7 protein-coding genes and 1 pseudogene are annotated in these 12525 nt (G+C 71.2%); 4 read left to right on the top strand and 4 right to left on the bottom strand.

Going from position 1 to position 12525, the window contains the following annotated elements:
- The first annotated feature begins 17 nt into the window (after window positions 1–17).
- Complete coding sequence (locus tag ACVT6V_RS07290) at window positions 18–497, top strand: hypothetical protein (protein ID WP_489899135.1); 480 nt, start codon at window positions 18–20, stop codon at window positions 495–497.
- Here the strand turns inward: ACVT6V_RS07290 and ACVT6V_RS07295 are convergent.
- The 3 genes from ACVT6V_RS07295 to ACVT6V_RS07305 are packed head-to-tail and all read right to left on the bottom strand — an operon-like array spanning window position 476 to window position 6839.
- Window positions 476–1957 carry a dynamin family protein gene (locus tag ACVT6V_RS07295; RefSeq protein ID WP_489899136.1) on the bottom strand — a complete coding sequence of 494 codons (1482 nt, stop codon included), beginning with the start codon at window positions 1955–1957 and terminating at the stop codon, window positions 476–478. The two genes, ACVT6V_RS07290 and ACVT6V_RS07295, sit on opposite strands and share 22 nt — an antisense overlap.
- Window positions 1954–3750 carry a dynamin family protein gene (locus ACVT6V_RS07300; RefSeq protein ID WP_489899137.1) on the bottom strand — a complete coding sequence of 599 codons (1797 nt, stop codon included), beginning with the start codon at window positions 3748–3750 and terminating at the stop codon, window positions 1954–1956. The genes ACVT6V_RS07295 and ACVT6V_RS07300 overlap by 4 nt, the downstream gene beginning before the upstream one ends.
- A gap of 29 nt (window positions 3751–3779) precedes the next feature.
- Entirely contained in the window at window positions 3780–6839 is a 3060-nt protein-coding gene (locus tag ACVT6V_RS07305) for an IniB N-terminal domain-containing protein (protein WP_489899138.1), read from the bottom strand.
- A 237-nt stretch (window positions 6840–7076) separates the two neighbouring features.
- Between ACVT6V_RS07305 and ACVT6V_RS07310 the strand changes: the two genes are divergently transcribed.
- Together ACVT6V_RS07310 and ACVT6V_RS07315 are read left to right on the top strand one after the other, a co-directional pair.
- Window positions 7077–8750: an Hsp70 family protein gene (locus tag ACVT6V_RS07310; protein ID WP_489899139.1), complete on the top strand. Its 1674-nt coding sequence runs from the start codon at window positions 7077–7079 to the stop codon at window positions 8748–8750.
- Window positions 8751–10230: 1480 nt separating this feature from the next.
- A pseudogene (locus tag ACVT6V_RS07315) lies at window positions 10231–10425 on the top strand (helix-turn-helix domain-containing protein); the annotation flags it as partial.
- On the opposite strand, the gene ACVT6V_RS07320 reads toward ACVT6V_RS07315, so the two are convergent.
- Window positions 10416–11348, bottom strand: a complete 933-nt coding sequence (locus ACVT6V_RS07320; RefSeq protein WP_489899140.1) for a LysR family transcriptional regulator — start codon at window positions 11346–11348, stop codon at window positions 10416–10418. The pseudogene ACVT6V_RS07315 and the gene ACVT6V_RS07320 overlap by 10 nt on opposite strands.
- 103 nt (window positions 11349–11451) lie before the next feature.
- On the opposite strand from ACVT6V_RS07320, the gene ACVT6V_RS07325 reads away from it, so the two are divergent.
- Window positions 11452–12519, top strand: coding sequence for an MBL fold metallo-hydrolase (locus tag ACVT6V_RS07325; RefSeq protein WP_489899141.1), 1068 nt, complete (start codon window positions 11452–11454; stop codon window positions 12517–12519).
- Window positions 12520–12525: the final 6 nt, after the last annotated feature.

The following is a 12525-nucleotide window of genomic DNA, read 5'->3' on the forward strand; positions in this document are numbered from 1 at the left end:
GGATTCAGATCACGCCGATGCGCCCGGAGCGACCGGCCCGTGGCCGTCGAACTCCGGTGGTGATCGGACTGTGGATCGGTGCGATCGTCCTGCTGGTCACCACCGCACTGATGGTGGCACTGCACCTGACCGAGATCCGCGTCGCGCTGGCGGTCGATCTGTCGGCCGACCGTCCGGAGGCGACCGGTGACGAGGTCGTGCGGGCGGTGAACATCGCGTTGGCCGCAGGGGCGGTGCTGGTCGCAGTCGTCGTCGTGACCGCTGTGTTCGGGTGCGCACGGATCTGGGACGGTCGGCGATCGGGGCGGGCGTGGCTGCTGGTCGCGGTCATCGTCAGCGCCGTACTGACGGCCGGGAGTGCGATCCTGATCGCGCCGTCGGCGCAGGCGGTGGCCGAGGCCGGACTGCCGCAGCCGTTTCACTGGATCGTGCCGGGCGTGGCGTGCGTACTCGGTGCGGTCGCGACGACGATCGGCTACGTCGACACCCGCACGTGACCGTCGAGTCGGGCCACGATGCCCTCCGCGCTTCGGACCGCCGCCGCACACGCCGAGGCGGCCTCGGCGGACAGCAGCGGATGTGCACCCCGCGAGCGCCACAGACCCACCGCGTCCACCGCTGCGGCCCGCAGATCCCTGGGATCCGAACGGGGGTCGAGGTGAAGACGGGAAGCCGGGTCGACCCCGTGTCCACCGAGGATTCGGACCAGCTCGTCGACCTGATCGGCCGGGAGTGCCGTGCCGCCGGAGCGCAGAGCGTTGAGCAGACGCAATTCCCGGAACCCGTGGACGTCGGCGAGAGCCCGACGGACCGAGGCGCGTAGGTCGGCGGCCCCGGCGCCACCGGTGCGGGCCAGGACGTGATCGAGCGTGACCAGCACCGAATGCGCCTTGAGCTGATCGGCGCGTTGGCCGAACGCGACATCGATCACCTCGCTGAGTTCGAGCAGACCGCTGCGTTCGACGAGCTCGGCGGCCAGCTGTGTCGACGTCGTGGCGCCGAAGCGGATCAGGGTGACGCCCAGGCGTATACCGAAGACACCGAAGCGGTCCGCCAGCTTGCGTCGGACGGCGGGATCGATGTGCGGCAGCAGGTCCGGGCGCACGAAGCGGTCGACGGTCAGCAAGGCCGACTCCAGGTCGTGGCCGGGCACGGCGGCCAGATCGGTCAGCGCGCGGAACTCGATCTCGCGCATGGTCCGGGCGCCCAATGCCAGCAGGCCGGCCACCGGGACGACCGCCTGACACAGTCCGGTGCGCGAGAGTTCGCCGGCGAACCGTCCGGCGATCTCGTGGGCCGACAGCATGGCGTCCATCCGTCCCGCGCCGAGTTCATCGGCGCGGGACACCACGCCGATCACGCCGAGTGGCCCGGAACCGCCCCCGATCGAGGTGGCGATCCGGCGCAGCATGGCCGTGTCGGCCGCGGTCAGGGCGCGCATGAGGTAGACGACCGCATCCACGCCGGATTCGCCGTCGTCGGGCGCCAGTAACCGGATGGTCGACGCCGACAACTCCGTCGACAACGACGCCGTGCCCGGCGTGTCCACGATGGTCCGCGACCCGAGGGCACTCGCCGGCCACCCGACGTCGAGGTGATCGACCCGGTCGGCGGTGAGGCCGCCGAAGTCGAATCCGAGGCGTCCGTCGGTGCGGGTCACCGGGATCGGCATCGACGTCCCGTCATCGATCGCAGCGGTCACCGACGCGATCCGACCCTGGTGATACCAGGTGACGACACGCGTGCACTCGGTGGCGTCGGTCGGCGCGATATCTTGTCCGACAAGGGCATTGAGAAGTGTCGACTTGCCGGCTTTGAGTGATCCGGCCAGAGCGATGCGGATGGGCTCGGCAAGCCGTGCGGCGCATCGGTCGATGATCTCGACGGCGCCGCGATCGGGTGAGACGACGTCGCGGGCCGCATCGACGAACGCCGCTGCCTGCTCGAGATCGGTCATCGCGCCGTCACCTGTGCCGCGTCCAGCCGGTCGGCCGCACGGCGCAGTGCGGCGACGTTCCCCAGCTTCGACTCCACCTGGGTGACCCGCGATTCACGTTCCGAATCGGCCAGCGCCGCAGCGGATTGCGCCGCGCTCAGTGACTCCGAGATCGATCGCGACGTCTGTTCGGCCACGGTGGTGAAGTGATCGCGCAGCACCCGCTGGATCACGCGGAGCCGGTCGCGGGATTCCTTGCCGACCTGGAAGCTGACGTCGTCGGTGAATCCTCGGACGGCGACCTTGGCCCGGGCGCGTCGTTCGGCCACCTTCGCCTGTTTGTCGTCTCGGTATGCTTTGCTGCCCAACAGCACCCCGGCGCCGATCGACACCGGATTGATCAGCGCCATACCCATCATCGTGGAGATGAGTCCGAACATCAGGACGCCGCCGTAGGACCCGCGCATGCCCACGAGGAGTTTCTGGGTGATGCCGGTCCGCCCGGTGTCGAGGTCCGCGAGATCGGCGACGGGGTCGAACACACCGTCGAGATCGGCGATGTCGATGTCGGGGAGCCAGTCGTGGCCCGCCTCGGCGAAATGTTCCGCCACACGCTGCGCCAGCCACACCGAGCGCTCGTGCGCCCAGACGAAGTTGTCGCCGACGACGCTCGCCGTCTGTTCGGCCAACCATTCGCCGAACCGGTCCCAGTCCGTGCCCGGGTCGCTGTCGTCGATGGCGCGTTCGGCCTCTCGGGTCACCGCACGCAGTCGATCCCGCAGATCATGATCGATGTCGGCGGCGAGGTCGCCGATGCCGTCGGCCAGGGTCTGCTGCCACTGGGCCGACTGCTTACGCATGGCCTCGGCTTTCGCCTTGGCCTCCTGCAGTCCGGTGACCGCCCGTCGGGCGGTCTCCTCGCTGCGCAGGCCGGCGAGTTCGCTGCCGAGAGTGAGAGCGAGATGTTCGGAGACGACTCGTAGATCGGTTGCGACGGCTCCTCGGGCCGCCTGCTGTGCGGTCGGCACCACCTGCTCACGGAGATATCGGTAGAGCTCGACGAACCCGGCCTCGGCGTTGAGTTGCTCGTCCTGGAGCCGCAGTGCGTGAATCCGCAGCGTCGACGACAACGGCAGGATGGGGATGTCGAGGTCCTTGCGCCGCAGATGTTCCCGATTCGCCTGTTCGATCGCGCGCCAGTGCGGATACAGGTCGATCTTGGTGAGCAGACACGCGACCGTCGGGCACAGGCCGACGACCTGCTCGAGGAAGCGCATCTCCGGCTCGGTGAACTCCTGACTGGCGTCCGAGACGAACAACACCGCGTCGGCGCCTGCGACCATCCCCAATGTCGCTGCGGCATAAGGATGACCGTGTCCACCGACGCCGGGCGTGTCGACCACGACGAGACCGTCGGCGAGCAGTGGGCCGGGCGCGGCGATCTCCAACCGGGCCACCTCCCGCCCGCCGGCCCGACTCGCTGTCGGCGTGACCGAGGTGATCTCGGCCAGCGGGATACCGATCGTGTCCTCGGTTCCGCCGACGACGAGATGCGCTGTGGGTTCGGTCGCGTGGCTGATCACCGTGGGCACCGCGGTGGTCTCGTCGTCGCCGACCGAACAGACCTCGAGGTTGAGCAGTGCGTTCACGAACTGACTCTTGCCCTGCTTGAGCTGCCCGACCACGACGATGCGCAGTCGTGGATCGATGAGCCGTGTGCGCGCCCCGGCCAGGCGCGCCACCAGGTCACCGCGTCCGGTTTCGTCGGCCATGGCGCTCATCTGGTCGAGCAATTCGGGCACGTTCGTCGTCATGGTGTCCTCACGGTATCGGTGAGTGGGACTCAGCCGCCGAAGATGCCGCCGTGATGGTCGGCCGATTCGGTCGTGGTGGCGTCTGTGTGGGTGTCGGTATGATCGTCGAGGCCGCCGCCGAGGCCGCCGCCGAGTCCACCGCTCAGGCCACCGGCGAGACCTCCGGTCAGATCGGAGGTGAGCCCGCCGGCGGTGTCCGCGGTGCCGCCGAGGACACCGTCGACCGCACCGCCCGCGGCGCCGCTCACCGAACCGTCGGCGGCTGCGCCGGTGTCCACGTCGGTCTGGTCGGTCACCTCACCGGACGCATCCGCGCCGCTGTCGACGGCCCCGGAGCCGGTGAGGTCCGACACCGGCCCGGTGACCGCGGCGCCGAGTCCCGCCGAACCGTCGCTGTGGCCGGTTCCGGTCAGATCGCCGCCCAGCTCTCCGGTCAGGGCGCTCGACTGGTCGACTGCCCCGGACAGCCCGCTGTTCAGTCCCAGCCCGTCGTGCAGGCCGAGGTCGTCGGTCGCTCCGGTGACGGTGGTGCCGAGATCTCCACCGCCGGCCCCTGCTCCGCTCAGCCCGAGGTTCGCGGCCAGGCCGTGATCGGGTGCGGTGATGTCGAGCGCGTGGTCGATGGGTCCGGTAGCCGTGTCGAGTCCCAGTCCACCGGTCAGGCCGCTGTCGCCGGTGAGTCCCAATCCGCTGGTGATGCCGGCGTCGCCGGTGAGTCCGAGACCGGTGTCGAGCAGTCCGTCCGACTGCAGACCCGCCGCCGACGTCAGCGCCCCGCCGACAGAGACCGGGCCGGTGGCCGAGATGCCGTGCTCACCGATGCCCAGGGTCGGGTTGACCAGTGCGTCGACCTGTCCGGTGACCAGCGTGCCCAGCCCGCCGGCCGACTGCAGACCGGCGTCGAGCGTGGCGGTGATGCCGTCGGTGGTCGAGGTATCCAGATCGAGTGCGGTGCTCAGCGTCGAGGTGACCGCCGCACCGAGGTCGGTGCCTGCGGCCAGCTGCCCGGCCAGGTCGCCGCCGAGATCCCCGGAGAACGCGGCGCCCAGTACCGCGCCGAGCGAGCCGCCGAGCTGCGCGCCCAGGTCGCCGCCCGCACCCAGCGCCGTCGACAGCACCGCTCCGAGATCGCCGGTGGCGCCGGTGACCGCATCACCGGCGAGGTCGCCGTCGAGCGCGGTGTCCAGTGCGCCGGCGAGATTCGCGACCAGGCCGCCATCGACGCCCAGCGCGGCACCCAGATCGGCGGCCAGCAGCTGGCCGACGCTGACACCGGACACCGCACCGAGAAGACCGTCCACCCCGGCCGCGGCGCCGAGCATGCCGCCCAGCGAGGCGCCGAGTGCCGCCGCGACGTCGCCGCCGGCCGCGCCGACGGCGCTCAGTCCGGCCGCGAGGTCCCCGGTCAGTCCACCGTCGAGAAGGGCACCCAGGTCCGAGCCGACGACACCGCCTGCGTCCAGGACGCCGGACAAGGCGGTGCCCAGGTCCGCGCCACCCTCCGTGCCGAGGGAGCCAGAGAGCACCGTCGACAGCGACGCGTCCAGTCCGGCTCCCGCCGAGAGCAGCCCGTCCAGGGTCGCGCCCGCGGCACCGTCGAGCGCGACACCGAGTGCACCGCCCAATGCGCCGCCGAGATTCGCCGCGATCTCACCGCCGGCACCCAGCGCGGACGACAGTGTGGACCCGACCGCGACCTCCAGGTCGCCGCCGGCGCTCAGCACTGCGTCCAAACCGGTGCCGAGGGCTGCATCGAGGGCCGCGGACAGACCCGCCTGGGCGCCGCCGCCGACGCCGAGTGCCGCGGCGATGGCGCCGCCCATGACGGCGCCGAGTCCTGCGCCGCCGGTCAGCGCGATGCCGCCGACGGCTGCTGCGCCGCCTGAGAGCACTGCGGTCAGTGCGGTCCCGAGTTCTGCGGCCGCGCTGCCGCCGGCGCCGAGGCCGGCGCTCAGCGCACCCGACAGGGTGGCGCCGAGCTCACCGGACAGTGAGGTGATGGCCTGGGCGTCGAGCAATCCGGACAGCGCGGCCTCCACGCCCCCGGCCGCGGCGAGAGTTCCGTCGAAGGCGGCGCCGAGTTGGGTGGCCAGTGCGGCGTCGAGGCCGGCCGAGACGGCACCGCCCGCGCCCAACCCGGCCGACAACGCCGCAGCGAGGTCGGCTCCCAGGCTTCCGCCCGCGCCGACCGTGGCCCCGAGCAGGCCGCCGAGCGTCGCGCCGAAGGCCCCGGCCGCGGAGCCGCCGAGTTCGAGTCCGGATGACAGGGTGGCGGCGAGGCCTCCCTGGACGCTTCCGGCCACGGCGAGTACACCGTCGACGGCGGCCGCGAACTGTTCGATCAGCGCGCCTTCGGCGCCGATCGCGCCGGCGAGGGCTGCGGCGATCTGGCCGCCCATGCCTGTACCCACCTCGAATCCACCGGCGATCAGGCCGTCGAGTGCGGCACCGAACGCCGCGCCGAACGTAGCCGCGACGGTCCCGCCGGCGGCGATACCGGACGCCAGTGTCGCGCCGAGAGCGACCGCGAGCTGCCCGGCGAGATCGAGCTCGCCGACGGCGATGCCGCCGAGGTCGAGATCGGCGAGTTGGAAGCCGGACAGGTCCAGCCCACCGAGTCCGATTCCGCCGAGCATCCCGCCGAAGTCGATGTCGCCGATGGTGAACCCGCCGAGATCGAAACCACCACCGGCGGCACCGCCGAGATCGGCACCGCCGAGACCGGCACCGCCCAGACCGATGCCACCCAGACCGATGCCGCCCAGACCGATGCCGCCCAGACCGATGCCGCCGCCACCCACCGAGCCGCCGGCGATTCCACCGCCGAAGCCACCGCCGGCGCCGCCACCGAAGCCACCGGCACCCACACCGCCGGCGGCACCGGCGATCGCGCCGAGCCCGGCACCCGCTCCCGCCGTCACCAGGCCGGCGTCGGCGACGAGTGGCGCAGCCGCCGACACGTCGGCGGGCGTCACGCCGTGCAGTCCTGCGTCGGCGAGTGCGGCCTGCGGATTGCGGCAGTACGCGTTGATCGACTCGTCGTCGCGGAGCAGACCGAGAATGAAGTCGAGAATCGCGTTGGAGGCCATCGGGAACGTCCCCTCGTCAGACGAGACCGCGGTCGATCCCGTGTTGTCATCCGACGCTAGGTGGCACCGTCGATCGGGGCATCGGGGAAAATCCCCGGTTCTGTTCTCACCCCCGGGCACCCATCGGGACTTCGCCCCCATCCTGCGGCCCGGGGCTAACGGCCCACCCGGCCGGCACGACAGACTCACCAGGACAGCACCGCGCCGTTCCATCGGCGACGGGACAGGAGTGGGGCGATGACCTTCGAAATCGGTGTCACGATCGGGGCGGACACCTCTGTGGCGACTGCGGCGTCCGACGACGCCTGGGAGGCGACGGTGACGTCGGCGACCGCAGACCTGACCGGCCGGGACGACTTCATCGGGCGGGTGGGCGATCCGGTCGACATGATCGACGACGACGGCGCACCCGTGGTCGCCGCAGACCTCTACGCCGTCAGCGTCGAGCGCATGGTGGCCGCGGTGGAGGCCGAAACAGAAGGTATCGACGACGCTCGCGTCGCCATCGCGTATCCCGACACCTGGCCGGCCGAAGCCCTCGCCGAGGTGCGCACCGCCCTCGGCGGTCGCGGGCGGCTCGCCGACGTCACCTGGGTCTCGCACGCGGCCGCGTCGACCGCGGCCGCCGAACACACCCACGGCGCCTTTCCCGACGACTCGATCGTGGTGGCCTACGACCTGGGGGCGTCGAGTCTGACCGTCTCGCTGGTGCGGGCCGGCGACGTCCCGGAGGTCATCGGGCGTCCGCTCTCGTCGTCGGCGATCAGCGGGCGCGAGTTCGATCGGCTCATCCTCGCCGATGTCCTGGCGGTCACGGGTGCGGCCGATGCCGCGGGCACGCTCGACCCGTCGGTGATCGACGACCTCGTCCGACTGCGGGCGGCGTGTCGCGCGGCCAAGGAGCAGTTGTCCGCCGACACCGAGGCGGTGGTCGACGTCGCCGTCGGCAAGGAACGCACGCAGGCGCGAGTCGTTCGCGAGGACGTTGAGAACCTGCTGCGCGGACCGATCCTGGAATCGGTTGCACTGGTGCGCGAGGCCCTGCTGGCCGCCGACGTCGATCTCCAGGCCGTCACCGCAGTCGTCGCGTCCGGGGGCGGCTCGTCGATCCCGCTGGTGACCGAGCTGCTGAGCACGTCGCTGCACCTCCCGGTCGTGCCCGACCCGGATCCCGCGGCGGCGCCCGCCGTGGGCGCCGCATTACTGCTGTCCCGGCTGGCCCCCCGACCCGCGAACGCGGACATCGCGGCATTGCCGGCCCAGCCGCCGCTGCGCGAGATCATTCCCGCGCCGAGTGTTCCGGTGGCCGACCCGCCTGCGCGGGTGACGCGCCGCCGGGGGATTCTCATCGCCGCCGGGACCGGGGTGCTCGCCGTGATCACCGCCGCCGGACTCTCGGTCGGTACGGGGCTTCTGGGTTCGTCGGACCCCGCCGTCCCGGCGCCGGCCGACGCGGCCACCTCGGGTCCGTTGTCGCCCGGTCGCTCGACACCGGCGGGCACCACCGGTGCCGGGCACTCCACCCGTGGGCCGGCCGGCACCACCACGGCTGCCGATGTGGCCGCCGAGGCAACTCGACGCGGTCCGGCGCGGCCGGCGCCGACGGATGCGGCGGCGCCCGGGACGTCGCCGACGCCGTCGCCCAATGCTCCGGGTAGCGCTCCGGGAACCACCCAGAACACCGCCGGCCCGACCGCAACGGTGCCACCGGCGCCGAATCCCGGAACCCAGACCCCCAGTCCCTCGAACCCGCCGCCGGAGTTCCCCGAAGATTCGTCGGGGAACCCGAACACGGGCGGAGGCGGCAACTCCGGCGGTGGCATCGGCAGCGGCGTCACCCAGCTACCGGGACGTATCGTCGACGGCACCGGCGAGACCGTCTGTGGCGTCGCCGGCGTCCTGTGTCGGTGAGCCGGTGGACCTCCTGACCACGCCCACCGCGCGTCGCGCCTCGCAGCTCGCATGGACGACCCGCGTCGTCGCGGAACTCGGTGTCGAGGGCAGCGGCCTGGATTGCGCGCTGATCATCGGGCCGCCGGGCAGCGGAAGATCCCGGACACTGGCCATGCTCGAGGCGACGCTTCGGGCCGACGGAGTGCGGGTGATCGTGGGTTCCACCGAGGTGTCCGCGGCCGACGGCGATCGACGTCGGCCGGTCGTCATCGCCGACGACCTGCACACGTGGCCCACCGACCTGCTCGACGACCTCGTCCGGCGAATCGACGCCGGACACGCGGCCGTCGTCGGCACCACCGAGGCGAGGGAACGGGATCCGCGGATCACCGGACTCATCGCACGCGCCCGGCGAAGCGGCGCCGATCGGGTCTGCGGCCCGATCTCCACCGGCCAGGTCATCGAACGCGCCATGGCCCTCGGTCTCACCCTCGAACCGCTCGACGCCGCGCACATCCGGCGGCGCTGTATCGGGGCGTCGGCGCTCGTCGACGTGGTCCTCGACGTCATCCACACAGACGATCTCGACGACCCCGACGCCCGTACCGTCCTCGACCCGGTCGCGATGGCCACGGGCGTGGCCCGCGACTGGCATCACCTGGTCCTGCGCGGTCTCGACGACCACACCCTCGCCGTCCTCGCACTTGCGGCAGGCCGGTCCGCCCTCGACGTGCCGGCCATCGCCGACATCCTCGAGATCGCCGTCGACGACGCCGCCGCGGCGCTGGACCGTGCACGTGGCACCGGCTTCCTCGGTGGCTCCGACGTCTTCCGCTCGGTTGCGCTTGATCCGCTCGCCGACGTCGTCGGGGCGGCGTGGCTGAGCGAACTGCGTCGACGGGCGGCCCAGCAGCGACTCGGTGCCGGAGAGTTGTCGGTCGACGATGCGGTGCGCGCCGCGGAGGCAGGTCTGGCCGATCCGCGAATCGTGGCCGTGCTGTGCGACGCGGCCGACGACGCCGACCCACATCGGGCGGCAGCTCTGCTCGCCGCCGCGGAACGTGCGGGTGGTGCGGTCGAGATCATCCGGCCGCGTCGAGCCCGGTTGGCACTCGACGCCGGGGATGTCGCCGGTGCCGCGATCCTGATCGACGACGTCCTGACCGGGTTGAGCAGCCCATCGCCGGGTGCCGCCGACGCGGTGATCGTCGCCGCAGAGGTGGCCGGTGCGTCCGGGCGGCACGCCCACGCGGCGGACCTGATCCGCTGGCTCGGCCCCGATCACTGCGGTGCGCATCGGGTGGCCGCCGTGACCGCGCTGCTCACGGTCGGGGACCGCGAAGGAGCGCAGGAGTTCGCCGCGGCCGGCGGGGGCGTGCCCTCGATCGCCCGGCACATCGACGACGCACGCATCGCCGAGCTGCTGGCGAACACATCGGAGCCCGGGACAGGTGAGGCGGTCGACCGGACGGCAGCGGGCCCGGCGACGAATGTCGCCGACGGTCCCCTCACCGAGCGAGAGGCCGACGTCGCCCGCGAGCTGTTGGCCGGATACACCCACCGGGAGATCGGGGAGCGGCTGTACATCTCCGCGAAGACCGTCGAACACCATGTCGCGAACATCCGCCGACGTCTGGAGGCCGGGTCGCGCTCGGAGCTGCTCGCGGCCATTCGCGCCGCCGGCTACCGCTGAAGGCGCCACCCGGCGGGATCGGTCTGTTCGTGGATCTCGCGCAGGCAGGCGATGGCCTCGGCCACCCGCCGCGACCTGGCCCGGTTGGCCGTCGTCACCGCGATCGCCGGGTTGTCGTCCATGTCGGCGACCGGGCGGTGGACGACCTCGAGTCCCTCGAATGTCCGTGTGGCCGGATGAGGGACCGCATTCACGAGCGAGAACCCGAGACCTCTGGCCACCAGGGAGCGAATGGTCTCGGCGCTCGACGACCGCCATCGGACGTCCACCTCGAATCCCCGCGAACGGATCCGGTCGACCAGGAGATCGGCGGTCGGAGGGATGTCCAGCAGAATCGCCGGAAGACGAACCAGATCCGCCAAGGCAACCTCGTCGTGCTCGGCCAACTCCGAGTCGCCCGGCAGCAGGGCGTGCAGTCGGACGCTTCCCAGATGATGTGTCACGAGCTCATGCCGCACCAGTTGGCGGGAATAGAGCATCGCGACATCGAGGCGACCGGTCGCGACGAGGTCCTGCAGATGCCGGGGTGCCTCCTCGATCAGCGTGAGATCGACTCGCGGCCAATGCTTCTCGAAATGCTCCACCAATCCGGGCAGCATTCGCGGACTGGCCGTGTGCAGGCACCCGACCGACAGTGGGCCACGCAACTGCGCCGCGGTGTCATCGACGGCGTCGACCGCGTCGTCGACCGCGGCCAAGATCGCCCGTGCTCGTGCGGCGAACTCCTCACCGGCCGCGGTCGGGCGCGCCCGACGGGCCGGACCTCGGGCGAGCAGCACCGTGTCGAGGTTCTTCTCCAGCTGGGACAACGCGGCCGAGACCGTCGCCTGGGAGACGTGCACGGCCGCCGCGCCGGCACTCACCGAGCCGTGGTCGAGTACGGCGATCAAGTACTCCATCTGTCGCAGGGTCAGCTCATTCATAGTCAAAGACTATGTTGATGGCCAATTATTTTTGCTTTTTCTTTCGTTGTGGCCTGCGGCACTCTCATTGGAGATCATTGATCCAGGTCACGTAGGAGCCCGCATGAACTCGACCAGCCCAGCGACCGGCACGACCCGCGTCGTCACACTCGGCACCACCGGCGGCCCCCGATGGTGGAAGGGCGATCCGCGCGATCGCTCCGGCATCGCGACCGCTGTGGTCGTCGGCGACCGGTTCTATCTGGTCGACGCCGGTCATGGCGTCGGCAGGCGGATTCGGCAGGCGGGTCTCGAACTCGCCGACCTCGGGGGCATCTTCCTGACCCACCTGCACTCGGACCACACCATCGATCTCCCGTCGCTGCTCGTGCTCGGGATGCACGAACTGCAGGGCCGCGCAGACGATCCGGTCCGCGTGTTCGGCCCCGGAGACCGGGGAGCGCTGCCGCCGATCTCACCGCATGCCACCACGCCTCCGCGGCCGGTCGCCGCCGACAACCCGACGCCGGGCACGGTGGACATGGCCGAATCCATCGTGCGGGCGTTCGCCACCGATCTCAACGACCGGGTGCTGGATTCGTTGCGTATCTCGCCGCTGGAGTTGTTCGACGTGCGTGACATCGCGATCCCGTCCGACATCGGCTATCACCCGAACGACAACGCGACACCGGAGATGGAGCCGTTCGTCGTGTTCGAGGACTCGCGGGTTCGGGTGACCGCGATTCTCGTCGAACACCCGCCGGTCGCGCCGGCATTCGCGTTCCGATTCGACTCCGACGGTGGTTCGGTCACGATCTCCGGGGACACCTGCGAGACGGCGAACATGGTCACCCTGGCACGCGACACCGACCTGTTGCTTCATGAGGCGATCGATTTCGACTGGGTGGACGGTCTCTACGGCCATCGCACCGACGACGAGGGCCGCGCCTCGCGCGCACACCACTACAAGTCCCACACCTCGGTGGAGGGTGCCTGCCGGATCGCGCAACAGGCCGACGCCCGTCGGCTCGCGGTTCATCACCTGGTACCCGGCTCCACCGACCCGGCGGTGTGGGCTCGAGGCAACGACCTCCTACCCGGACGGTTCCTCGTGCCCGACGATCTCGACGTCATCGAACCCCGGCCCGCGGGCACGCGGACCCCGCTTCTCGCCGACATGGCGATCGGCTGAAGGCGG

The organism is Gordonia sp. LMA167 (genome assembly GCF_058130025.1).